Source organism: Stenotrophomonas sp. FSL W7-1447 (assembly GCF_037966425.1).
GTDB lineage: Bacteria > Pseudomonadota > Gammaproteobacteria > Xanthomonadales > Xanthomonadaceae > Stenotrophomonas > Stenotrophomonas pavanii.
In genome coordinates this window covers 3,863,079-3,886,873 of the sequence record NZ_CP150199.1, presented here as the reverse complement: position 1 = coordinate 3,886,873, position 23,795 = coordinate 3,863,079, and the positions used below count along the sequence as shown (strand labels likewise).

The following is a 23,795-nucleotide window of genomic DNA, read 5'->3' as shown; positions in this document are numbered from 1 at the left end:
GGCAATGCCCGGCTCTTTGCTTTTGCTCTTCTTTGCCTTCCGCACCGTGGCGCGGGAAGCCGTCGAGCAGGGTCGGATGGGCCGGCGCAGGACCGTTGGCGCCATGGATGGCGCCATCGAGCCCCCATGGATGGGTTTACGGCGTGTCCTGCGCCGGCCCATCCGGCTCTGCCCCGCGATGATAATCAAGACGCCGCGGAGCAACGCTTTCGACTTAGAACTCCGCCGCCACCGTCATGAACAGCTGCCGCGGTGCGCTCGCGTGGATCGCATAGCGCGTGCCGTTCGGGTCGGTCGGTGCGAACGAGCTCAGCTGGCCCGCGTAGCGCTTGTTGGTCAGGTTGGTCGCGTTCAACGACACCCGCACGTTGCGCAGGCCCAGCCCCGGGCCGAAGTCGTAGCCGGCACCGGCGTCGAAGGTGGTCACGCCCGGCACCGACTGGTCGTTGGTGTAGGTGTAGTAGCGCTTGCCGGTGTACTTGGCACGCAGGCTGGCGAAGAAGCCATCGCGGTTCCAGCTGATCTCGCTGGAGGCCATGCGCTGCGGCGTGTCCACGGTGATCTTGCCGGCCACCGGCACCACCGCACCGCCGGACAGATAGTCGTCCTCGTAGGTGGTCTTGTTCCAGGACAGCGCGTTGTACCACTGCAGGCCATCGATCGGCTTGAGGATGAAGGTCAGTTCCGCGCCATGGCTCTTCACCGAACCGACGTTGATGAAGCGCGTCACGCACTCCGGGCGCGTGCCGACCTCGATGCTCGAGCACGGGTTCAGCGACAGCAGGCGGTTGTCGAACGTGACGTTGTATGCGGCGATCGACGCCTGGTACTTCTCGCCGAAGGTACGGAAGCCGGCTTCCAGGCTCTTGGACTTCTCCGGCTCCAGCCCGGCGCTGGCCGCGAACGATTCGGGCGACACCTGCAGCGGGCCGCCGCTGCCACCGCCAACGAAGGCGGCGATGTTCTCGGCGTAGGAGGCGAACAGCTCATTGTTGGCGTTGAGCTTGAAGCCCGCGCCCACCTGCGGCAGCACCGATTCCTTGGCGGTCAGCGTGCCCGAGGCGATGCGGGTCTCGACACCGGGCTGCGCGGTGGCGCGCATGCGGGTGTTGGGGCTCTTGATGCCCACGTCCACGGTCAGGCGCTGGTCCAGGAAGCGCATGCGGTCCTGCACGTAGAACTGGCGCGTGCGGATGTCGAAGTCCTGGTTGAACAGCAGGCGGTCGGGGTTCTTCAGGTACAGGTCGTCCAGGAACGGGCCGCTGATGTAGTAGAAGTTGCGCGACACGTTATGGTCGTTCTGCTCGTACCACAGGCCGGCTTCCAGCTCGTGGATGCCCACCGTCCACGACAGCGCGGCCGTCAGGCCATCGCGGTTGATCGTGTAGTTGGTGCTGCGGATCGAGATCGGCAGCATCCTGTCGGTACCCGGGTAGGACGGCTGGCCCGGCGCCCACCAGTGGCCCTGGCCACGGTTGTCGTGGTGGTAGGCCAGCAGCTTCAGGCGACCCTGCTCGCCCAGGCGCAGGTCGGCATCGATCGAGTACAGGTTGTCGTCACGCAGCGCACGGCTCTGGTAGTACGCATCGTCGATGCTGTTGACGCCGCCGCTGAACTTGCAGCGCGCCTTGTTGTAGGTGCCCGGCGCGCAGTACGCGGCGGCGACGGCGCGATCCCAGTCCGGCGCGTAGATGTTCCAGTCATAGCCCAGTCCGCGTGCCAGCATGTCCTTGGACAGGTAGGCGTAGTTGGCCTGGCTGGCGCGCGAGGTCGCCACGAACGCACCGAAACGGTGGTCGCCGACATTCCACACTGCCTTGGCATTGAACTGGCGGGTGGTCTGGTTCTGGTACGGCGCGGCCCACATGTCCTGGTCCTGGTGCACGCCGGACACGTAGGCCGAGAAGCCGTTGAGGTCGCCGGTGTCCACGCGCAGGTAGCCACGGCGCTGGTTGTTGTCGCCGACGGTGACGCTGGCGCGGCCACCGAACTCGGTGGACGGGTCCATCGAGAAATACTGGATGGTGCCGCCGAGGTTGCTGGTCGAGGCCACGCCCAGCGAACCGATGCCCTGCGACAGTTCGGCGCCGGCCAGGTTCTCGGCGATGATCGCGCGGGCAATGCTCAGCCCGTTGTAGTTGCCGTAGCTGTTGTCGCCCAGCGGGATGCCGTCCAGCGTGTAGCCCAGGCGGCTCTTGTCGAAGCCGCGCAGGCTGATGGTCTGCGATTCCTCGTTGGCACCGAAGGCATCGTTGGACTGCACCGACACGCCCGGCAGGCGGTCGAGGATCTTCTGGCCACTGGTGCCCGGCGGCAGCACCTGCTTGTCCACGGCAGTGATGCGCTGCACCTGGCGGGTCTCGCCCTGGCCGATCACAGAGACGGTATCCAGCGTCTGCGCGCTCAGCGCGGCATCGGTGCTGGCGCCGGTATCGGCGGTGGTGGCGGCATGGGCGCTGGCAGCGGCGGAGAGCGCGATCGCTACGGCGATCGTCAGGTGTCGGGTCTGCATGGTGGTCCGTTGCAAGGGGAGTGATCACCGGCACGCGTGCGCGGTGCAGGGCCACTATGCGAACGGAACATGAAACCTTCTTTACGGAAAACCAACGAACGGTGCAGGCCCCCCGCGCAGGTCCGGCAGCCGGATGAAAAAGGGGCCGGATTCCCTTCGCAAGCGAAGGTTCACCGGCCCCGCGCACTCCGTGGGGGAGGCGGTCGACGCGCTGCGTGGAGGAGGGCTCACCCCATGTACAGGCCACCGTTGACCGGATAGTCGGCGCCGGTCACGTACGAGGCTTCATCCGAGGCCAGCCACGCGCACAGGCCGGCCACTTCCTCGGGGCGACCCAGGCGGCGTACCGGCACCGAGGCTGCCAGCCGGTCCAGTACATCCGGCGGGAAGCTGCTGATCGCCTGGCTGGCGATGTAGCCCGGCGACAGCGTGTTGACGGTGACGCCGCGCGAAGCCACTTCGGCGGCCAGTGCACGGCTGAAGCCATGCATCGCGGCCTTGGCGGTGGCGTAGTTCACCTGGCCGATCTGGCCCTTGTGGGCGCTGACCGAGCCGATGTTGATGATGCGGCCCCAGCCGCGCGTGGCCATGCCATCGACTACCTGCTTGGTCAGGTTGAACAGTGCGTTGAGGTTGGAGGCGATCACCGCGTTCCAGTCCTCCACCGTCATCTGCCGGAACAGCAGGTCGCGGCTGCCGCCGGAGTTGTTGACCAGTACATCGATCTCACCGACTTCGGCGCGGACCTTGGCGAACGCCGCGCTGGTCGAGGCCCAGTCGGTCGCGTTGCCTTCGGAGGCGATGAAGTCGAAGCCCTGTTCGCGCTGCTCGCGCAGCCAGTTGGCCTTGCGCGGCGAGTTCGGCGCGCAGCCGGCAACCACGGTGTGGCCGCTGCGGGCCAGGCTCTGGCAGATGGCAGTGCCGACACTGCCCATTCCACTGGTGACGTAAGCGATTCGAAGCGTCATTGCAGAAGGCTCCTTGGCAAAGGGTCAGGCGGCGAGGGGATACAGGCCGAACAGCAGGCTGCCGATCATCAGCAGCATCGAGATGGCGATGGCCCACTTCAGGGTGAACTTCTGGTGGTCGGCGAATTCGACCTTGGCCAGGCCCACCAGCAGGTAGGTGGACGGCACCAGCGGGCTGAGCAGGTGCACCGGCTGGCCGGCCAGCGAGGCGCGCGCCATTTCCACCGGGGTGATGCCGTAGTTGCCGGCGGCCTCGGACAGGATCGGCAGCACGCCGAAGTAGAACGCGTCGTTGGACATGAAGAAGGTGAACGGCATCGACGCCACCGCGGTGATCACCGCCAGGTACGGGCCCCACGATTCCGGAATCACCGCCAGGAAGCTGTGCGACATCGCTTCGACCATGCCGGTGTTGTTGAGGATGCCGGTGAAGATGCCTGCGGCGAAGATCAGCGACACCACCGACAGCACGTTGCCGGCATGGTTGACCACGCGGCGACGCTGCTCGGCCAGGTTCGGGTAGTTGATCACCAGTGCGATGGCAAAGCCGACCATGAACAGCACCGGCATCGGCAGCACGCCGATGATCAGCGCGGTCATCAGTGCCACGGTCAGCGCCAGGTTGACCCACAGCAGCTTCGGGCGCTTGATGTCTTCGGCGTCTTCCACCGTCGGCAGCGGATTGCTGTCATCGGACACGCTGTTGTCCATCCAGCTGCCGCCCTTGGGCAGGGTCACCACGCCGAGGCGACGACGTTCCTTCAGGCCCAGGTACCAGGCCAGCAGCAGTACGCCGGCACAGGCGATCACCATCGACGGGATCAGCGGCACGAAGACATCGGCCGGGTCCACGTGCAGCGCGGTGGCCGCGCGTGCGGTCGGGCCGCCCCACGGGGTCAGGTTCATCACGCCGCCGGCGAGGATGGTCACGCAGGTCATGTTCAGTGCGTTCATGCCCAACCGCTGGTACAGCGGCAGCATCGCCGAGACGGTGATCATGTAGGTGGTCGAACCGTCGCCATCGAGCGAGATCAGCATCGCCAGCACCGCGGTGCCAAGCACGATCTTCATCGGGTCGCCCTTGACGAAGCGCAGGATCACCCGCACCAGGGGATCGAACAGGCCAGCGTCGATCATCACCCCGAAGTAGAGGATGGCGAACATCAGCATCACGCCGGTCGGCGCGATCTTCTTGATGCCCTCCAGCATCATCTCGTCGATGCCGGCACCGAAGCCACCGATCAGCGCGAACAGGATGGGAATGGTGATCAGGGCGACGAGCGGCGACAGGCGCTTGCTCATGATCAAGTACATGAACGTAATGACCATGCCAAAGCCGAGGATGCTCAGCATCATCTGCGGACTCCTTGCGAAAACAGGACGTGGGGAGTGGAAGGGGCCGGGCGCCGCGCGCCCGGAATGTCAGGCCTAGAAGTCGTACTGCAGGCGGCCGGTGACCGCGCGCGTGCGGTCCACCGTGACCCCGGCCAGGCGGTCGCGGTTGCGGCTTTCGATCACGTTGAGCATGAAGCGCAGGTTGTCGCGCAGGTACCAGTTGCCACCCAGCGTCCACGCCTCAGTGCTGCCACGGCGCAGGTCCGGCGCGCCGTCGAGGTGCTGTGCGCCCCACATCTGGTCGTAGCGCAGCGCCACTTCGAAGGCCCCGGCCTTGTGGCGGATGTCCTTCACCCGCGCGAAGCGGCCGGTCTTGCGGTCGTAGGCGCGGCTTTCGCCGGTGACGAACCAGCTGAGCATGCCGTAGGCAGCCATCACGTCGCCGCGCTGGGCGCCGTCATCGAAGGTGGCGCCGCTGAACTCGCCCTGCCACGACAGCGGGCCGCGCACCTGCGCGTATTCCAGCGACCACTTGTTGACGTCGGTATCGCGGCCGGCGGAGAAGTCGACCAGGGTCAGGCGGCTCTCGTCGGACAGGTGCCCGGCCGGGCGTGGGCGGATGCGCAGGCCGGGCACGCCATTGGCGCCGGGGTTGTCATACGCCTCGCGGGCCAGCGACAGGCCCAGGTGCAGTACGTCCCCGTCGCTGGGCGAGGGCGACCAGGTGACGCGGCCACCGGCCGCACGGCCCTTCACCTGCCAGGCGTCGATGCTCTCCAGGCTGTAGACGCTGGCTGCCCAGGTGAAGTCGCCGGGGTTGGCCTGCCACGAGGCACCCAGGCGGTACAGCGGGGCCAGCGTGGTGCCGGCGTTGCCGCGCTCCAGGAAGGTGCCGTAGTTGGAACTGGTACGGTCATCCAGCGAGAAGTACTGCTTGAACTGGCCCACGGTCAGCTTGCCGGCCTTGCCGAAGCTGCGGGCCAGGTACACGTCCTTCGCCTCGACGCGGTCGCCGGAGAAGTCGGCTTCCAGCTTGTAGTCGACCACGAAGAACTTGCCCGATACATCGACCCAGGCACGGCGGATCTCGGTGTCGTCCTTGTTCGGGGTACCGCGGTTGTCGTTGTCGAAGGTGGCAAAGTCCAGGTGCAGGCGGCCACCGAGGGTGGCGGTGACCGGACGGTCGTCTTCGGCAGCGAAGGCCGGCGCCGACAGGGCAGCCAGCGCCATCATGGCGACAGGACGCCGCCAGGCAAACGTGAATTCCACAAACCCTCCCAGGTGCGCGCCAGGCGCGCGGCAATCGTGGGCACCGGACGGTGCGCGGCCGCAGTCTGGGTCGGGCAAGCTGTCATCGTCCTGTCAACGGTTTGTGCGGTGCAGCGTAAAAACCGGCCGCTGCGCTCACTGGGCCACGCCCGGCAAGCGCGATGGCGGCATGCGGTAGCATTCGTTTCCCCTCCCACACCTGTACCCATGCGCCTGCTGCTGGTCGAAGACAATCCGGACCTGGCCGATGCGATCATCCGCCGGATGCGCCGCAGTGGGCACGCGGTGGACTGGCAGGCCGACGGACTGGCCGCGGCCAGCGTGCTGCGCTACCAGAGCTTCGACCTGGTGGTGCTGGATATCGGCCTGCCCAAGCTCGACGGCCTGCGCGTGCTGGCCGGCATGCGCGAGCGTGGCGACAGCACGCCGGTGCTGATGCTGACCGCGCGTGACGGCATCGAGGATCGCGTGCAGGCGCTGGATGTCGGCGCCGACGACTACCTGGGCAAGCCCTTCGATTTCCGCGAGTTCGAAGCGCGCTGCCGCGTGCTGCTGCGGCGCGCGCGTGGCCAGGCCAGCGAAGTGGTGCAGATCGGCGGCTTCCAGTTCGACAATGCGGCGCACCGGGTCAGCCTCGACGGTGAGCCGATCGAACTGCCCAACCGCGAGTACCGCCTGCTGGAGATCCTGGTGGGGCGCCTCGGCCAGGTGGTGGGCAAGGACGAGATAGGCAACGGCCTGTTCGGCTTCGACGACGAGGCCGGACCGAATGCGATCGAGCTGTATGTGGGGCGGCTGCGCAGGAAGCTGGCAGGCGCGCCGCTGCGCATTACCACCGTGCGCGGCGTGGGGTATCTGCTGGAAGCCAGTGATGGCGTTGCCGATGCAGACGGCTGACACGCGCGCCGCCAACGTGGCGCCGGGGTCGTTGCGGCGTACCCTGCTGCTCTACCTCGGCGCGCTGCTGGCCGTGTTCGCGGTGGCGCTGCTGTTTGCCGCACGCGATTATGGCCAGCGTGCCGCCAACCGATCCTACGATCACCTGCTGGTGTCCTCGGCACTGTCCATCGCCGATTCGGTGGCCCTGGTCGATGGCCACTGGCAGGTCGACCTGCCGTACGCAGCGTTGGACCTGCTGGCAATGGCCCCGGAAGACCGCGTGTTCTATCGGGTCGCCGACAGCCGCGGCAGGCTGATCACCGGCTACGGCGACCTGCCGGCGCCGCCGCGCCGGCCCGGTACGCAGCCGCAGCTGTTCGATGCAGCTTACAGCGGTGAAACCGTGCGCTTCGTGGTGGTCGGCCGCAGCTTCGCCGCAGCCTCGGCGCAGGGCGAGGTACAGGTGCAGGTCGGCCAGACCCGGCGCGCGCGTGAAGCCGTCGCGCAGGACATGGTCAACCGCGCACTGCTGGCGATCGGCGTGCTGTCCGGGCTGCTGCTGGCACTGGTGGCGTTCGGCGTGCATCGCGCATTCCGGCCGCTGGTGCGGGTGGAGCGCGAGCTGTCGCGCCGCGAGCCCTCCGACCTGAAGCCGCTGGACGCCCGCGTGCCGCGCGAGATGGACCAGATGGTGGCCGCGTTGAACCGCTTCATGGAACGCCTGTCCAGCAGCAACGAGACACTGCGCGCCTTCATGGCCGAGGCCGCACACCAGATGCGCACGCCGCTGGCCGCGCTGCGCGCGCAGGCGCAGCTGGCGCTGGATGACGATGATCCAGAGGACATGCGGCGCAGCCTGCAGGCGATCGAGCGCAACGCCACGCACATGAGCCGCCTGCTCAACCAGCTGCTCAGCGATGCCAGCGTGATCCATCGTTCGCACCTGCAGCGCTTTGCGGCGGTGGACCTGGCCGAGACAGTGCACCAGGCGTTGCATGAAGCACTGCCGCAGGCCGGCCCGGCACCGCGCGTGCAGTTGGCGATGACCGCCGAGCCGGTGCAGGTGCACGGTGATGCGCTGCTGCTGCGCGAGGCGATCAAGAACCTGGTGGACAACGCACTGAAGTATGGCGGCGACGGCCCGTTGCAGATCGCGTTGACCGTCGAGGGCGGGCAGGCCGTGCTGACCATCGCCGACCATGGCGCTGGCATCGCCGCGGCCGATGCCGAGCGCGTGTTCGAGCGCTTCGCGCGCGGCGAGGGCGCGCCGTCCGGCGGTGCCGGGCTTGGCCTGGCCATCGTCAAGCGCGTGGTCGACAGCCATGGCGGCCGCATTGACCTCAGCAACCGCCCGCAGGGTGGACTGATCGCCACCATCCGCCTGCCCCGGAGCCGTGCATGATCCGCCTGTTCGCCATCACCGTTGCCCTGCTGCTGGCCCTGCCGGTGCTGGCCGCGCCGGGTGAGGTGCGCCGCTTCCCGGCACAGGCAAGAACCACCGCGCAGCTGCGCATCCACGGTACGACCGATATCGAAGTGTTCGCAGTGGTCATCGCCGACTACCAGCGCCTGCACCCCGGGACCGAGGTGGTGTACGAGGACATCATCACCCAGGACCTGTACGCGCGGTACCTGCACGACCGTACGGGACCGGCCTCGCCGGACCTGCTGATCTCCAGCGGCATGGACCTGCAGACCAAGCTGGTCAACGATGGCCACGCGCTGCCGCACCGCTCGGCGCAGACCGCCGCGTTGCCGGCCTGGGCGCAGTGGCGCAGCGAGGCGTTCGGGATCAGCTATGAGCCGGTGGTGATGGTGTACAACACCCGCGCGCTGCAGGCGGCGCAGGTACCGCACACGCGCCGCCAGCTGCTCGACCGGCTGCGCGCCGAGGGCGCACCGCTGCGCGGCAAGGTCGGCACCTATGACATCGAGCGCAGCAGTGTCGGCTACCTGCTGGCGACACAGGATGCGCAGCGCGGCAGCATTGCCGGTGCGCTGCTGGGCGCACTCGGCGACAACGATGTGGTGCGCGAGGAGCGCACCGGCGTGCTGCTGGACAGGGTGGCCAGCGGCCAGCTGTCGCTGGCGTACAACGTGCTTGGCTCCTACGCGCAGGCCCGCATCGACGCAGGCGCGCCCCTGGGCATCATCGAACCCGAGGACTACACGCTGGTGGTGCTGCGCACCGCGGTGATTCCGCGTACCGGCCCGCATCCGGAGGAGGCGCGGCGTTTCCTCGACTACCTGCTGTCGCCGCGTGGCCAGCAGGTGCTGTCGCGGGAAGCGCGCCTGATGCCGATCGTGACCGGCAATGCGCGTGGCGACCATGCGCCTGGGCGCAGCCGCCGCCCGATCCAGCTGGGCCCAGGCCTGCTGGTGTACCTGGATGCGCTCAAGCGCCGCCAGTTCCTCGATGCCTGGCGCAGCAGCGTCGAGCCGGCCGGGCGCTGACGCGGCGACCTGCCCGTACAATGGCGGCATGAGCGAATACACCATCCTGATCGCCGATGACCACCCGCTGCTGCGTTCGGCGGTGGTGCAGTCACTGCGGCAGAGCCTGCCGCTGGCGCAGGTGCGCGAGGTGGCCAGTGCCGATGCGTTGGCCGAGGCGCTCGACGCACAGCCGGACGTGGACCTGGTGCTGCTCGACCTGACCATGCCTGGCGCCCATGGCTTTTCCGCGCTGCTGCACGTGCGTGGCTCGCATCCTGACATCCCGGTGGTGATCCTCTCGTCCAACGACCACCCGCGGGTAATCCGCCGCGCCCAGCAGTTCGGCGCGGCCGGTTTCATCCCGAAGTCGGCCCCGGCCGAAACCATCGGCGAGGCCGTGCAGGCGGTGCTCGACGGCGGCCTGTGGTTCCCGGCGATGGCCGCCGAGCGCTCGGAGGCCGACGCGTTGCTGGCCAGCCGCCTGGCCCAGCTGACCCCGCAGCAGTTCCGCGTGCTGCTGTGCCTGGCCGATGGCCTGCTCAACAAGCAGATCGCCTACGAGCTGGGCCTGGCCGAGAACACGGTGAAGGTGCACGTCACTGCCATCCTGAAGAAACTCGAATGCCATAGCCGCACGCAGGCGGCGGTGCTGGTGAAGGCGCTGGAACCGGAAGGCGACGCGCGGGCAGGGATGGACGGCTGACCCGGGTGGGCCGCACGGCCCCGCAGTGGTGTCCGGAACCTTCGGAGTGGTTGAATCAACGGCGCCGGGGCGAAAACGGAATGTGGCGTGTCAGTTGCCGCTGATCGCGCGCAGTGCCGGATCGGTCGAAAAGATGAATCTGTTCTCGTATCCCATCCTGGAATCCTCAGACGCGTCAGCGTAGCTGTAGGTGGGGGCGGCTGCATCCGACGCAAACCTGCGGCTCCATGTTTCATGACCGGCGAGGCTTCCGCTCCGGACGAGACCGATGCAGATGCTCAGGCCGCATGAAAAACCTTCAAGTACACCTTCCTGAGCCATCGCACGTTCAAGTGCTGACCGATAGTGGCGGGTCAAGTCCTGCACCTCGGAGCTGGATGCCGCCTCCTCTGACAGGCGTTTGATGTCGGGCGCTGAAGGTCTGTCAGCGATGCACCCCGCGCAGCACGGGCAGAAGAGCAGCGCTGTGATGTGATGGCGGCCTCGGAGGAGCGCGATGGATGGGTAAGGGCAGGGCATGCGGAATCCTCGGCCGTAGGCTGTGGCTGTCTTCAGTACGGTCTGTCGATCAGCCGAATGCGGGAATCTTCCGTTCCTCGGTGGCGCTGGTCAGTCAGGAGACTGCCCTTTCTCTGCTCGGAATCTCCCCTTGCGTGCCTATCGACGCGGGGCATTCCGTTCCTTCCCACCCAGAGATGGTGTGCGAAGACGTCTGGGGTTCAGTAGGGAATCTGCGAAGGGCACCGCCTCTCGCGCCGTGGCACGGCGGCGCGCGCGATGGAGTCGTCCTATCCCCGATGCCGCAACAGCAACTGCGTCATCAGGGCCCGCAACGCAGGCGGTCGCACGGGCTTGTGCAGGAAGCCCCAGCCGTGTTCGGCGGCATGCGCCTTCAGGGCCTCATCACGCTCGGCGGTCACCAGGATCACCGGCGGCCGTGCCTTCCACAGCGTGCACAGCGCTTCATACAGGTCCGGCCCGTGCCATTGCCCCATGCGCACGTCCAGCAGCAGCAACTGCGGCACGTTCAACGCGCTGGCGATTTCCAGGGCGCCCTGCGGGCCGTCGGCGAGCTCCACCTGGCAACCCCAGCGTTCCAGCAACGCGCGGGTCGCTGCACAGACGTGGGGATCGTCGTCGATGCTCCACACCCGGCATTGGCGCAGCGGGCTGTCGTCGGCGGGTTCGCTCGCCACGACCGGCGCTGCGGTGGTTGCCACCACATCGTCGGCGCGCCCGAGTGCCACGCTCACGGCGAACACGCTGCCCCTGCCCAGGGTCGAGCGCAGGCTGATGCGGTGGCCGAGCAGGCGGCCGATGCGTTCGACGATGGCCAGGCCCAGGCCGGCGCCACGTTCCTGTTCCACGCCATCATTCAGGCGACGGAACTCTTCGAAGATCTCTCCCTGCAGGCTTTCCGGAATGCCGGGCCCTTGGTCGTGCACTTCGATGCGCAGCTGGTTGCCTGCGCGACGGCAGCCGATCAGCACGCGCCCACGTGGCGTGTAGCGCAGCGCGTTGGAGAGGAAGTTCTGCAGGATACGGCGCAGCAGCGCTTCATCGCTGACCACCACCGCGCGGGTGTCCACCCAGTCCAGTTGCAGGCCGCGGCTCTGAGCAGCGATACCGAACTCGCGTGCCAGGGTTTCCAGCAGCGGTGAAATCGCGAACGCGCGCACGCGGACCTGCAGCGATCCTGATTCCAGGCGCGAGATATCCAGCAGGCTGTTGAGGATCGCATCCTGCGCGGCCAATGCAGCGTCGATATGGTCGGCGGTCTTCTGCTGCGCCGGCTCGCCCAGCTTGCCGCGTAGTACCGAGACGAACATGCGCGCTGCATTGAGCGGCTGCAGCAGATCGTGCACGGCCGAGGCGACGAATCGCGTCTTGTAGCGGTTGGCCTGCTCGGCCTCGCGGCGAGCTTCGTCCAGGTCGCGGGTGCGCTCGGCGATGCGGTGTTCCAGCGCATCGGCCAGCGAGCGCAGTTCACGCGCGGCGTTCTTGTAGCTGGTGATGTCGGCATAGCTGGTGACGAAGCCGCCGTCGGGCAGCGGGTTGCCACGGATTTCCAGCACCGTGCCGTCGTCTTTTTCGCTCTCGCGCATGTGTGGGCGGCCGCTGCGCAGGTGATTCAGGCGGCGCTCGATGGCTTCGTCCACCGGGCCGGGGCCGAGCAGGCCGCGACGGGCGTTGAAGCGGAACAGTTCCTCGATCGGGCGGCCGACCCGCACCAGCTCCGGCGGGAACCGGAACAGTTCCAGATAGCGCGAGTTCCACGCGACCAGGCGCAGTTCCCGGTCGATCACCACCACGCCCTGCGGCAGGTGCTCGAGGCTGCGGCTGAGGCCGCTGTCGGCCTCGGTGGCCGCCTGCAGCAGGCCGTCCTGCGCGGTGCGCAGTTCCTGTGCATGTTGCTTGAGCAGGGTTTCCAGCTCGCGGCGGCTGCGCAGGCGATGCTTGGCCAGGCGCCGTCGCTGCTGCACGAACAGCGTCAGGAAGCCCAGCGCAAGCCAGGCTGCGCCGCCGGCCAGCGCGGCATCGCGTCCTGCACCGCTGGCCGCCCCTGCATCGTGCAGCAGGTGCAGGTTCCAGCCTTCGACGGGCAGCGGCAGGGTCTGCCACAGCATGGGCTGCGCCAGCGCCGGGTCCAGCAGCCGCACCATGCGTCCGCCGTCGGCCAGCAGGTCTTCGGTGCGCGCGCGCAGCGGTTGCAGTGATCGATCGGCGTACTGGCGGCTGTCGAGCATTTCGCGGCGCTCGATGTCCCCGAGCGGGCGCAGCAGCCGGTAGCGCCAGTTGTCACGGTTGGCGAGGAAGACCACGTCGTGGTCGTCGCTGGCCAGCACCACGTCCGGACTGCTCAACCATTCCTGCTCCAGTGCGGACAGTTCGACCTTGATCACCACCACCCCGAGCCGCTTGCCGCCTTCCTCGATCGCCTGGGACAGGTAGTAGCCGGGCACGCCGGTGGTCATGCCGATGCCGTAGAAGCGTCCACGGCCCTGGGCCAGGGCCAGGCGGTAATAGGGCCGGTAGCTGTAGTTCTCGCCAACGTTGCTGGTCGGCTGGTCCCAGTTGCTGGCGGCCACCGCCACGCCGTCGTGGCCGACCAGGGTCAGTGTGGACGTGCGGGTGACTTCGTTGGCGCGCTGCAGCTTGAGGTTCAGCCGCTGCCGTTCGGCGGGGGAAGGGGGCACGCGCAGCGCCTGCAGCAGGTCCGGATCCAGCGCGAGCACCTGCGGCAGGGTGCCGAAACGGTCGATGCGCTGTTGCAGGCCCTGGCCATACAGCTGCAGCTGGCGCTGCACCTGGGCGCTTTCACTGGCCAGCGCCTGGCGCCACGCATAGTGGCCGGCTGCAATCGCGCACAGCAGGGTGCCACCGACCATCACCAGCAGGGTCAGCAGCAGCATCCGGTGGCGTCTGAGCCAGTACATGGCGGCAGTCTACGCAGGGCCGGCGGGCGTGGAGTGCACGCCCGCCGGGGTCTGACGTGGAAGGGGTCAGAAGTGCATCTGCGCGCGCAGTTCGAAGATCTCCGGCGTGCTGTGCACGCCACGACGGCTGGCGTCGACCTTCACGTAGTTGGCCTGGAACTTGAAGTGGCTGGTCAGGTACCAGTTCGCGCCCAGCGTCAGGTCGTGCTGGCGGCCGCCGAGGATGCTGCCATCGTCCAGGTCGAGACGGCTGTATCGGGCCAGCAGTTCGACCGCGCCGTAGTTGTGCGCCGGCTTGATGTTGGCCACCGCGCCAGCGTTGTACGGGCGCGACTCGCCGGTCAGCACCCAGCTGGCCATCGCGTACTGGCCGCTGCCGGTGTAGTCCGGCTTGCCGTCATGGCGGGTGACCGTGGCGCGCAGCGCTTCGGCCTGCAGCGAGAACGGGCCACGGATCCAGATGCCTTCCAGGCCGGTGCGGCGGATCTGGTCGGCGGTGACCAGCGCGCCGGAGTCGACGTAGCGGATGTCGGTCAGGCCGGCTTCCGGGCGCGCACGCAGGCGCGCGCTGGCCTCATGGTGCACGTCGCGGCCATCGCTGTAGCCACGCGGGTTTTCCTGCGAGTAGGCCAGGCCCAGGTGGATCACATCACCCGGTGCCTTGACCGGCGTCCACACCGCACGCACGGCCTGGGTCGTGCCGGGATTGTCGCCCTGCAGGTCCTTGCCACCATAGGCGCCGGCCTGCAGCAGGTACTGCGGCCGTTCCAGCACCCACTCCACACCGGTACGGCGGCCTTCGTAGAAGGCCTGCACCGGCAGCGAGGTCTCCAGGAAGCTGCCGGCACGCGAGGAGGTGTTCGCATCCAGGCCAACCGGGGTCTTCATGTAGCCGAAGCGGAAGCGGCCGACGTCACGGCCGAACAAGGCCTTGCTTTCGAAGCGCACGAACACGTCCAGCCAGGTGTCGGCCTGGAAGTCGTAGTACACCATCGCGTCGTAGACGCCCTTCTTTTTCAGCGTCGCGCCGAATTCCTTGCGGCGCACGGCATCGTCGTCTTCCAGGCCACTGGCCGAGGAGAAGTCGTTGTAGTCGTAGGCGATGTTGGCGGTGGCCGCCAGCTCGGTGCCATCGCCGAAGGTGTACTTGGTCGGCCAGTTGTCGAAGTCGGCAGCGGAGGCGAAGGCGGGAAGGGCGGCCAGCGACAGGGCCAGCAGGGTGGGATTCGGGCGCATGTTGGGTGCGGCTCTCTCGGATTGCAGGTGGACAGGACATCAACGGCCGCGAGGGCCGGAACTTTCGCAAAGACATGCCCAGCGGTTCAGCCCGGGCCACCAGGCTCCCCGGGATCGGGCGGTGCGGCGCCAGTGTAGGCACCCGTGCCACCTGAACCGGGGGGCTAGTACCAATAGGTTATCTGCGCTGGCGTGCCCGGCGCGTACAAAGGCGTCCATTGGTCTCAGCGTTGCGCGTGCCGTGCAGGCGCTGCGATCAGTTTCCACGGTAACGGTTCCCGTGCAGTCCCGGGGCCGTACGTGCCTGAAAACGCCCCTTCCGGAGTCCGCCATGCACATCCCGACCGCAGCCCCGGCGCCTGCAAAGCCGTTGCCGATCTATCGCCAGCTGTACTTCCAGGTGATCGTGGCGATCGTCCTGGGCGCCATCCTCGGCCATTACGAACCGCTGATCGGCGAAAAGATGAAGCCGCTGGGCGATGCCTTCATCAACCTGGTGAAAATGATCATCGCGCCGGTGATCTTCCTCACCATCGTCACCGGCATCGCCAGCATGACCCACCTGCGCACGGTGGGCCGGGTGTTCGCCAAGGCGATGGCGTACTTCCTGTTCTTCTCCACGCTGGCGCTGATCGTCGGCATGATCGTGGCGCACGTGGTGCAGCCCGGCGCCGGCATGAACATCAACCCGGCCGAGCTGGACCAGACCGCGGTGCACAGCTACGTCGAGAAGTCGCACGACCTGACCCTGGTCGGGTTCCTGATGGACATCATCCCGAAGACGCTGCTCAGCGCCTTCGTCGACGGCAACATCCTGCAGGTGCTGTTCGTGGCCGTGCTGTTCGGCATCGCGCTGGCGATGGTGGGCGAGAAGGGCAAGCCGGTGCTCAACTTCCTGGAGGCGCTGGTCGCCCCGGTGTTCAAGCTGGTGCACATCCTGATGAAGGCGGCCCCGATCGGCGCCTTCGGTGCGATCGCCTTCACCATCGGCAAGTACGGCGTCGGTTCGCTGATCAACCTGGCCTGGCTGGTGGGCTCGTTCTACCTCACCGCGTTCCTGTTCGTGGCGGTGATCCTGGGCCTGGTCTGCCGCCTGTGCGGATTCTCGGTGTTCAAGCTGGCCCGTTACCTGAAGGCCGAATTGCTGCTGGTGCTGGGCACCTCCTCCTCGGAGTCGGCGCTGCCGTCGCTGATGGAGAAAATGGAACGCGCCGGCTGCAGCAAGTCGGTGGTGGGCCTGGTGGTGCCGACCGGTTACTCGTTCAACCTGGACGGTACCAACATCTACATGACCCTGGCGGCGCTGTTCATCGCCCAGGCCACCAATACCGAACTGACCCTGGGCCACCAGATCGCCCTGCTGCTGGTCGCCATGCTCAGCTCCAAGGGCGCGGCCGGCGTCACCGGTGCCGGCTTCATCACCCTGGCCGCCACCCTGGCGGTGGTGCCGGAAGTGCCGGTGGCCGGCATGGCGCTGATCCTGGGCGTGGACCGCTTCATGAGCGAATGCCGCTCGCTCACCAACTTCATCGGCAATGCCGTGGCCACCGTGGTGGTCTCGCGCTGGGAAGGCGCGCTGGACCGCAACCGCCTGCAGCTGGCGCTGGATGGCCGCGAAAGCGAGCTGCCGCCGCCGGTCGATGCACTGCCCGAGGCGCTGCCGGCCAAGGGCTGATCCAGGTGTGTGGTACCGCGGGGCCGGCCACGACAGTGGGGCGGCCCCGCGGCGTTTCAGGGCGTCCCATGGCTGTCATGGGCAGCGCCGATGCTGGTCTGGGCTCCGGTCGCATACGGCACGGAATTGTGCGGTCGCAGCATGGTTGCGACAGGATAGCGACAGGTCCAGACGCTCCAACGGGGGTATGATCCCCTGTCCCTTCTGCCCATTCATGTAACCCACATCGATGTCCAACGAAGATTTCAAACAGGCCGCCCTCGATTACCACCGGATGTCCCCGCCGGGAAAGATCAAGGTTTCCGCTACCAAGCCCATGCTGACCCAGCGCGACCTGTCGCTGGCGTATTCGCCGGGCGTGGCGTATGCCTGTGAAGCGATCAAGGCCGACCCGCAGCAGGCCAGCGAGCTGACCGCCCGCGGCAACCTGGTGGCGGTGATCTCCAACGGCACCGCGGTGCTGGGCCTGGGCAACATCGGCGCGCTGGCCGGCAAGCCGGTGATGGAAGGCAAGGGCGTGCTGTTCCAGAAGTTCGCCGGCATCGATGTGTTCGACATCGAAGTGGATGAAACCGACCCGGACAAGCTGGTCGACATCATCGCCTCGCTGGAGCCGACCTTCGGCGGCATCAACCTGGAAGACATCAAGGCGCCGGAGTGCTTCGTGGTCGAGCGCAAGCTGCGCGAGCGCATGAAGATCCCGGTGTTCCATGACGACCAGCACGGCACGGCGATCATCGTCGGCGCGGCGGTGCTCAACGCGATGGCGATCACCGGCAAGAAGATCGAGGAAGTGAAGCTGGCGACCACGGGCATGGGCGCGGCCGGCATTTCCTGCGTGAACATGCTGGTGCAGCTGGGCCTGAAGCCGGAGAACATCCTGGCCTTCGATCGCGAGGGCGTGATCCACACCGGCCGTACCGACCTGGACCCGGAAAAGCAGCGCTATGCGCGTGACACCGACAAGCGCACCCTGGCCGAGATCGTCGACGGCGCGGACATCTTCCTCGGCCTGTCGGCGCCGGGCATCCTGACCGCCGAGATGGTCAAGACCATGGCGCCGGACCCGGTGATCTTCGCCCTGGCCAACCCGACCCCGGAAATCATGCCGGAGGTGGCGCGCGCCGCGCGTCCGGACGCGATCATCGGCACTGGCCGTTCGGATTACCCGAACCAGGTCAACAACGTGCTGTGCTTCCCGTACCTGTTCCGTGGCGCGCTGGACGTGGGCGCCACCGCGATCAACGAGGAAATGAAGATCGCTTGCGTGCGTGCCATCGCCGCGCTGGCCCGCCGTGCCGCCACCGACATGGGCTCGGCCTACGGTGGCGAGACGCCGAGCTTCGGCCGTGAATACCTGATCCCGCGCCCGTTCGACCGCCGCCTGCTGGTGGAACTGTCGGCCGCCGTGGCCCAGGCCGCGATGGACTCGGGCGTGGCCTCGCGCCCGATCGACGACATGGGCGCCTACCGCGACAAGCTGGCCCAGTTCGTCTACCGCACCAGCCTGATGATGAAGCCGGTCTACGACCGCGCGCGCAGCGACAAGCAGCGCGTGGTGTACGCCGAAGGCGAAGAGGAAGTGGTGCTGCAGGCGGTGCAGAACGTGGTCGATGACGGCCTGGCGCATCCGATCCTGATCGGCCGCCCGGAAGTGATCGAGTCGCGCATCGAGCGCCTCGGCCTGCGCCTGAAGATCGGCGAGAACGTTGAAGTCACCAACATCAACGATGACCCGCGTTTCAACGAATACTGGCAGTACTACCACGGCCTGACCGGCCGCCGCGGCGTGACCGTGGCCGCGGCGAAGAACCTGATGCGTTCGCGCCCGACCCTGATCGCCGCAGTGATGGTCGCCCGTGGCGAAGCCGATGCGATGCTGACCGGCATCGTCGGCCGCTTCCACAAGAAGCTGGGCTACGTGCGCAGCGTGTTGCCGCTGGAGCCGAAGGTCACCTCGACCTCGGCGATGACCGGCGTGATCAACCAGCAGGGCGTGTTCTTCTTCGTCGATACCCACGTGCAGGAAGACCCCACCGCCGAGCAGCTGTGCGAAGCGACCCTGCAGGCGGCCTACCGCATGAAGCTGTTCGGCATCGAGCCGAAGGTGGCGCTGCTGTCGCACTCCAACTTCGGCAGCCATGATTCGAAGGATGCGCTGAAGATGCGCCAGGTGCGTGAGCTGCTGCTCAAGCGCAACCCGCGTCTGAACGTGGATGGCGAAATGCAGGGTGACACCGCGTGGGATGAAGCGCTGCGCCAGAAGCTGCTGCCGGGCTCGACCCTGCAGGGCCGCGCCAACCTGTTCGTGCTGCCGAACCTGGAAGCGGCCAACATCGCCTACAACCTGGTGCGCGTGTTCACCGATGGCGTGGCGATCGGCCCGATCCTGATGGGCGTGAACAAGCCGGTGCACATCCTGACCACCAGCGCGACCTCGCGCCGGATCCTGAACATGACCGCGATTGCCGCAGTCGATGCGCAGATCAGGAAGCAGCTGGAAGCGGAAAAGAAGGCATAAGCCTTCTTTCCGGTTCGATCTGCAGAAACGCGCCCTACGGGGCGCGTTTCTGTTTGCGCAAAGCGGACACGGGTAGTGCCGGCCGCTGGCCGGCAACCGCAATGATGTCCAGGCACGCGACGGCAGCCGGCCAGCGGCCGGCTCTACCCCGGTCTGTGCCACACGCGCTACGCCGCCCGGTCATTTCCCTGCAACGCCGTTGCGGCCCAATACGCCCACGCGGCCCGGCCGTGGGAAGGGACCGGACCGGCCTTCCCACCCTGGGCCCGACCAACTTCTCATGGGCGAGGGTGTCATGCGCAATCGACTGACGCGGCGGTACTTCCAGCAGCTGTTCGCGCTGTACGCCGGTTTCGTGCAGTCGCGCTGAGGCGTAGACGACGGCCCGGGGCAAGGCCCGGGTAGTGGGTGGTACGTCGGCGTCAGCGCCGCTTGCCGCGGCGTGCAGGCGCCGGCGGCGGTGGATCCGAACGCGGCTTGGCGTACTGCGCCCACAGCGCCGGCAGCGCCTTGCCGGTGTGCTTCTGCCACAGTGCCGGTGCATAGCGACCGTCGCGCAGGGCCGTGTCCAGTGCCAGCACCAGGCCCGGGTATTCGGCGTCGGCCCACTTCAGGAACGCGCCGGTGACCCGGTAGCCGCTGTCGAAGTTCTGCCCTTTCTCGACCTTGCCCGGCAGTGCCCATCCGGCAGCGGCGTTGTCCATGCCGTAGCGGTCGCGCGCGTAGTCGGCGATGCCTTCCACCAGCCAGCCCGGCACCCGCGCATCGCCATAGCCCGGGTAACCCTGCACGATGTGCATGGCTTCATGGGTGACCAGGTCGATGTCGTTGGGGTGCTGCGCCAACCAGCCGGGGTTGATGGTGATCGTCGCCGCCTGGTCCTTGTCACCGACGAAGGCGATGCCGGTGTAGGCCGGATCGATCACGATGCGCACCATCGCCGGCGCGGCCGGGTGGAAGTCCGCACGTTCGCGCAGGTAGGCGAAGTAGAACGTATCGATGATCCGCTTGCGCTGCGGCGCGACCAGGGCACCCCGGGCGTCCTGGTAGTTCAGCGTGACGCCGTCGCGGGTCAGCTGCGCGTCGAAGGCCTGGGTCTGGCCGAAGCTGGGGAAGGAAAGGGCAACAAGGGCCAGGGGCAACAGACGGTAGCGCATGGGGTTCATTGTACGGCGCTGGGTGCCAACAGTTCGATCTCCGCCAGCGGCAGCCGGCCGGGGGCGGCCAGGCGCAGCCGGTACGCATCGTAGCGGCCTGGCCGGGCGATGCGGAACGGACGGGTCTGGCGGGCAGACTCGAAGGCTTCGCCGCTGCGCTGGTCGAGCACGGTCCAGCGGCCGTTGCCGTTGCGCGCTTCCAGCGTCCATTCACCGCCCTGGATGCGGCCGTCACCGCTGGTGAGGGTGTACATCGTCGGCGTGCCGTCGCCCAGGCCGGTCAGCGTGATCGTTGCGCCGCCACCCAGGCCCACGCTGGTGGCCGCATCGTCATCGACCAGCGCCGGCAGCGCGCGGCCATCGGCCAACGCCGCCTTCGCGCCGCTGCCGAGCAGGTCGTGCAGCAGTTGCGGGCGCTGGCCGCGCGCGGTCAACGAGCGCGGCACGTCATCGGCGCCGCTGCCCCAGCGCGACGGTTGCGGGCCCATCTCGAAGTCCAGCGTTGCGCCCTTGGCGATCAGCTCGTGCGGCACCCAGGTCTTCGTCCACGGCGTGCCGTTGATCTTCAGTGACTGCACGTAGACGTTCTCGCGCGAGTTGTTGGCCGCGTTCACGGTCAGCACCGCGCCGCCCTGCAGCTCCACCCGCGCGTGGCGGAAGGCCGGCGATCCGATCACGTACTCCGGGGCGCCCATGCGCAGCGGGTACAGGCCCAGCGACGCCAGCACGTACCACGCCGAGGTCTCGCCGTTGTCCTCGTCGCCCGGGTAGCCCTGGCCGATCTCGCTGCCGACGTACAGCCGCGACAGGATCTCGCGCACGTGCTGCTGGGTCTTCCATGGCTGCCCGGCGTACAGGTACATCCACGGGATGTGGTGCGCCGGCTGGTTGCTGTGCGCGTACATGCCCATGCGCACATCGCGCGCTTCGGTCATCTCATGGATGGTGCCGCCGTAGGACCCGGCGAACGCGGGGTCGGCGGTTTCCGGCGTGGCAAAGAAGGTATCCAGCTTCGCCGCCAGCTTGTCGCGGCCACCGTACAGCGCGGCCAGGCCTTCGCCATCGTGGGCGGCGGTGAAGGCGAAGGTCCAGCCGTTGGATTCGGTGTAGTCATGGCCCCACACGCGCGGGTCGTAGTCCTTGGCGTCCACGCGCCACCGGCCATCGGCGTTGCGGCCCTGGAAGAAGCCGGCGGCCGGATCGAACATCGTCGCGTAGCTGGCGGCGCGATAGCGGAAGTACTCAGCCTCGGTGCGGTAGCGCTCGCGTGCGGCCGGCGTGGCCACGCGCCTGGCCAGCGCATCGGCCATGTTGGCGATACCGAAGTCATTGAGCGCGCCTTCCATCGTCCACGACATGCCTTCGTGCACGTCCGCGCTGGCGTAGCCACGGAAGGTCGAACGATCCATGCCCTTGCGGCCGACATGGCGATCGGGCGGGACCACGGTCGCGTTCTTCAGCGCGGCGGCGTAGGCCTCGGCCGGATCGAAGCCACCGATGCCCTTCAGCCAGGCATCGGCGAAGGCCACGTCCGAGCTGGTGCCGACCATCAGGTCGGCGTAGCCCGGCGACGACCAGCGCGCGATCCAGCCGCCGGCGCGGTACTGCTCGATGAAGCCCTGCACCATCTGCCCGGCATCGTCGGGCGTGAACAGGGCATACGCCGGCCAGGTGGTGCGGAAGGTGTCCCAGAAGCCGTTGTTGACGAACACCTTGCCATCGCGCACGCCGGTGAAGCTGCGGTTCGCGCTACCCTCGGTGTTGTCGTCGCTGGCGCTGGCCTGGTTGGCGTAACGCCAGTCCGGCGCGGCCGCGCTGCCGGCGTTCTCATGCCCGGAATTGGGATACAGGTACAGCCGGTACAGGCTGGAGTACAGCGTGGTCTTCTGGTCGTCGCTGGCATCGCCGATGTCGAAGCGGGCCAGGCGTGCGTCCCACGCATCCTGCGCGCGTCCGGCCACGCTCTCCAGCGTGTCGGTTGAAGCGATTTCCAGCGCCAGGTTGTGCCGCGCCTGCTCCACCGAGATCAGCGAGGTGGCGATGCGCATCGTCACCCGCCGGTCGCTACCGGCATCGAACTTGATGTAGCCGGTCGGGCGCCCGGTGTCGATGCGACCGCTGCTGCGCCAGGGCCTGTCGAAGCTGGCCACCACGTACATGCGGCTGGCGCCGTTGGACAGGCCGCTGCGCGTATCGGTGTAGCCGCTGAGGGTCTGCGTCGCCGGGTCCAGGCTCAGGCCACCGCGCGCATCGACATTGTCGAACAGCAGGTTGGCATCGCCACCCTCGGGAAACTCGAAACGGAACAGCGCGGCATGATCGGTCGGCGCGATGGCAGCAGCGATGCCATTGTCGAAGCGCACGTCATAGCGATACGGGCGCGCGCTTTCATGGCGGCGGTCGAACGACAGCGCGCGCTTGCGGCGGTCGGCGTCCGGCACGCCACGGCTGGCCGAAGGCATCACCTGGAAGGTCTGGCGGTCGCCCATCCACGGGCTGGGCTGGTGGCTCAGCGCAAGCGCCTGCAGCTGCGGGCGGTTCTGTGCATCGTTCTGCTCGTTCCAGCGGTACAGCCAGTTCAACGCGCCGGCGTCGGTCACCGGGGTCCAGAAGTTGAACCCGTGCGGCACCGCCGTGGCCGGGAAATTGTTGCCGCGCGAGAACGTGCCATTGGCCTGGGTGCCGCGGGTGGTCAGCACCCAGTCGGAGACGCGCTGTGGCTGCTGCCTCGGCACTGCGTCCAGGCGTACGTCGTCGATCCAGCCGGAGACCGGTGCACCTTCGGCACTGGCCACCTCCAGCTCGATCGCCACCACGCGGCGGCCTTTCAGTGCGGGCACCTCGCCCAGCCGCACCGCCCTGCGTGCCCACTGCTGCGGGTACAGCGTCTTCGACTCGCCCTGCGCACGCGCGCCGATCGCCACGCCATGCTGGTCGCGCGCTGCACCGGCCGATACGCGGCTGCCGTCGTCCAGCAGCAGGTCCAGCGAGACATACGTCGAGGCCACGCTGTCGCCGCCGACGATTTCCGGCAGCACCAGCCACGACAGCGTGGTATCGGCCTCGATCGGCAGGTCGGTCCTGAACAGTTCGCGCCGCGCGCTGCCGCCCTCGCTGCTGTAGTGCAGCGCATGCAGGCCGCTGTAGCCGGCGTTGCGCTTGGCGGTGTAGGGCGCGGCCGGCCCATTGCCGATCGCGACCTGCAGTGCGCCGGCGGCTTGTGTCGGGGCCGGTTCGCCCGGTTCGAACGAGGTCTGCAGCCCCTGTGCCAGCACCGGCATCGCAGTGGTCGCACAGGCCAGGGCCAGGGCGAGCGGAAGCAGGGCGCGGCGTGGATCGGACAGGGTCATGCAAGGGTCTCCCGGAAGGGCTGGCGGCGGGTAGCACCCGCATCGGCGGACACCACGGGCAGCATCGCTCCGCCCGCCAGGATGGCAGTGGAAGAGGCGATGCCGGTCCGGTGGGGGCGGGCCATGCGATCGGGTCGGAGTGAGCAGGTCGGTGGTGACCTGGGCCGATCCTGCAACAGCCGCCGCGCGCTGACAAGTGCCATTTAGTTCGATCCAAATGCGGGAAATATCGTCGGGACCGATTCTGGCCGGCGAACCTGCCGCAACCCCCGTGTGAATCGAGCGGGTACAGCGGCCCGGCGCGCAGGGAGCGCTGC

15 protein-coding genes are annotated in these 23,795 nt (G+C 67.7%); 6 read left to right on the top strand and 9 right to left on the bottom strand.

The features are described from left to right. Positions 1-214: 214 nt before the first annotated feature. The 4 genes from NSQ78_RS18025 to NSQ78_RS18010 form a co-directional block, all read right to left on the bottom strand. Positions 215-2,512, bottom strand: coding sequence for a TonB-dependent receptor (locus tag NSQ78_RS18025; protein ID WP_064239166.1), 2,298 nt, complete (start codon positions 2,510-2,512; stop codon positions 215-217). Between the two features lie 227 nt (positions 2,513-2,739). Beyond that, positions 2,740-3,480 carry an acetoacetyl-CoA reductase gene (gene phbB, locus NSQ78_RS18020; protein WP_049469993.1) on the bottom strand — a complete coding sequence of 247 codons (741 nt, stop codon included), beginning with the start codon at positions 3,478-3,480 and terminating at the stop codon, positions 2,740-2,742. Between the two features lie 24 nt (positions 3,481-3,504). Continuing rightward, entirely contained in the window at positions 3,505-4,833 is a 1,329-nt protein-coding gene (locus tag NSQ78_RS18015) for a CitMHS family transporter (RefSeq protein WP_005419191.1), read from the bottom strand. A gap of 75 nt (positions 4,834-4,908) precedes the next feature. After that, positions 4,909-6,048: a porin gene (locus NSQ78_RS18010; RefSeq protein ID WP_064239165.1), complete on the bottom strand. Its 1,140-nt coding sequence runs from the start codon at positions 6,046-6,048 to the stop codon at positions 4,909-4,911. Between the two features lie 243 nt (positions 6,049-6,291). On the opposite strand from NSQ78_RS18010, the gene NSQ78_RS18005 reads away from it, so the two are divergent. From NSQ78_RS18005 to NSQ78_RS17990, 4 genes are read left to right on the top strand one after another with little or no spacing between them, the layout of a single operon-like run. After that, positions 6,292-6,981: a response regulator transcription factor gene (locus tag NSQ78_RS18005; protein WP_064239164.1), complete on the top strand. Its 690-nt coding sequence runs from the start codon at positions 6,292-6,294 to the stop codon at positions 6,979-6,981. Continuing rightward, complete coding sequence (locus NSQ78_RS18000) at positions 6,956-8,365, top strand: sensor histidine kinase (RefSeq protein ID WP_064239163.1); 1,410 nt, start codon at positions 6,956-6,958, stop codon at positions 8,363-8,365. Before NSQ78_RS18005 ends, NSQ78_RS18000 begins: the two co-directional genes overlap by 26 nt. Beyond that, the gene (locus tag NSQ78_RS17995; protein ID WP_064239162.1) at positions 8,362-9,417 is read left to right on the top strand and encodes an ABC transporter substrate-binding protein; all 1,056 of its coding nucleotides are present in this window, start codon (positions 8,362-8,364) and stop codon (positions 9,415-9,417) included. Before NSQ78_RS18000 ends, NSQ78_RS17995 begins: the two co-directional genes overlap by 4 nt. 28 nt (positions 9,418-9,445) lie before the next feature. Beyond that, positions 9,446-10,102 (top strand): response regulator transcription factor, encoded by a 657-nt coding sequence (locus NSQ78_RS17990; protein ID WP_049469997.1) that lies wholly within the window; start codon positions 9,446-9,448, stop codon positions 10,100-10,102. Positions 10,103-10,192: 90 nt separating this feature from the next. Here NSQ78_RS17990 and NSQ78_RS17985 read toward each other — a convergent pair whose 3' ends face one another. The 3 genes from NSQ78_RS17985 to NSQ78_RS17975 form a co-directional block, all read right to left on the bottom strand. Continuing rightward, a complete protein-coding gene (locus NSQ78_RS17985) occupies positions 10,193-10,459 on the bottom strand; it encodes a hypothetical protein (RefSeq protein ID WP_141098713.1) in 267 nt (88 codons plus the stop codon). Between the two features lie 431 nt (positions 10,460-10,890). Continuing rightward, positions 10,891-13,539, bottom strand: a complete 2,649-nt coding sequence (locus tag NSQ78_RS17980; RefSeq protein WP_064239161.1) for a PAS-domain containing protein — start codon at positions 13,537-13,539, stop codon at positions 10,891-10,893. Between the two features lie 66 nt (positions 13,540-13,605). Beyond that, positions 13,606-14,775 (bottom strand): porin, encoded by a 1,170-nt coding sequence (locus NSQ78_RS17975; protein ID WP_049469977.1) that lies wholly within the window; start codon positions 14,773-14,775, stop codon positions 13,606-13,608. Between the two features lie 331 nt (positions 14,776-15,106). Here NSQ78_RS17975 and NSQ78_RS17970 point away from each other — a divergent pair, with 331 nt between their 5' ends. Both NSQ78_RS17970 and NSQ78_RS17965 read left to right on the top strand, forming a co-directional pair. Continuing rightward, positions 15,107-16,450 (top strand): dicarboxylate/amino acid:cation symporter, encoded by a 1,344-nt coding sequence (locus tag NSQ78_RS17970; protein WP_006468434.1) that lies wholly within the window; start codon positions 15,107-15,109, stop codon positions 16,448-16,450. Positions 16,451-16,679: 229 nt separating this feature from the next. After that, positions 16,680-18,971, top strand: a complete 2,292-nt coding sequence (locus tag NSQ78_RS17965) for an NADP-dependent malic enzyme (RefSeq protein ID WP_049469974.1) — start codon at positions 16,680-16,682, stop codon at positions 18,969-18,971. A gap of 422 nt (positions 18,972-19,393) precedes the next feature. On the opposite strand, the gene NSQ78_RS17960 is transcribed toward NSQ78_RS17965, so the two are convergent. Together NSQ78_RS17960 and NSQ78_RS17955 are read right to left on the bottom strand one after the other, a co-directional pair. After that, positions 19,394-20,137, bottom strand: coding sequence for a basic secretory protein-like protein (locus NSQ78_RS17960; protein ID WP_064239160.1), 744 nt, complete (start codon positions 20,135-20,137; stop codon positions 19,394-19,396). Further along, a complete protein-coding gene (locus NSQ78_RS17955; RefSeq protein ID WP_064239159.1) occupies positions 20,134-23,478 on the bottom strand; it encodes a GH92 family glycosyl hydrolase in 3,345 nt (1,114 codons plus the stop codon). Before NSQ78_RS17955 ends, NSQ78_RS17960 begins: the two co-directional genes overlap by 4 nt. Between the last annotated feature and the right edge of the window lie 317 nt (positions 23,479-23,795).

Excerpts from the sequence above, each read along its gene's own strand:
- NSQ78_RS18015 (WP_005419191.1), bottom strand. The coding sequence starts at position 4,833 with ATGCTGAGCATCCTCGGCTTTGGCATGGTCATTACGTTCATGTACTTG.
- NSQ78_RS18005 (WP_064239164.1), top strand. The coding sequence starts at position 6,292 with ATGCGCCTGCTGCTGGTCGAAGACAATCCGGACCTGGCCGATGCGATC.
- NSQ78_RS17960 (WP_064239160.1), bottom strand. The coding sequence starts at position 20,137 with ATGAACCCCATGCGCTACCGTCTGTTGCCCCTGGCCCTTGTTGCCCTT.
- NSQ78_RS17995 (WP_064239162.1), top strand. The coding sequence starts at position 8,362 with ATGATCCGCCTGTTCGCCATCACCGTTGCCCTGCTGCTGGCCCTGCCG.
- NSQ78_RS17955 (WP_064239159.1), bottom strand. The coding sequence starts at position 23,478 with ATGACCCTGTCCGATCCACGCCGCGCCCTGCTTCCGCTCGCCCTGGCC.
- NSQ78_RS17970 (WP_006468434.1), top strand. The coding sequence starts at position 15,107 with ATGCACATCCCGACCGCAGCCCCGGCGCCTGCAAAGCCGTTGCCGATC.
- NSQ78_RS18000 (WP_064239163.1), top strand. The coding sequence starts at position 6,956 with ATGGCGTTGCCGATGCAGACGGCTGACACGCGCGCCGCCAACGTGGCG.
- NSQ78_RS17975 (WP_049469977.1), bottom strand. The coding sequence starts at position 14,775 with ATGCGCCCGAATCCCACCCTGCTGGCCCTGTCGCTGGCCGCCCTTCCC.
- NSQ78_RS17980 (WP_064239161.1), bottom strand. The coding sequence starts at position 13,539 with ATGTACTGGCTCAGACGCCACCGGATGCTGCTGCTGACCCTGCTGGTG.
- NSQ78_RS17965 (WP_049469974.1), top strand. The coding sequence starts at position 16,680 with ATGTCCAACGAAGATTTCAAACAGGCCGCCCTCGATTACCACCGGATG.
- phbB (WP_049469993.1), bottom strand. The coding sequence starts at position 3,480 with ATGACGCTTCGAATCGCTTACGTCACCAGTGGAATGGGCAGTGTCGGC.
- NSQ78_RS18010 (WP_064239165.1), bottom strand. The coding sequence starts at position 6,048 with ATGATGGCGCTGGCTGCCCTGTCGGCGCCGGCCTTCGCTGCCGAAGAC.
- NSQ78_RS18025 (WP_064239166.1), bottom strand. The coding sequence starts at position 2,512 with ATGCAGACCCGACACCTGACGATCGCCGTAGCGATCGCGCTCTCCGCC.
- NSQ78_RS17990 (WP_049469997.1), top strand. The coding sequence starts at position 9,446 with ATGAGCGAATACACCATCCTGATCGCCGATGACCACCCGCTGCTGCGT.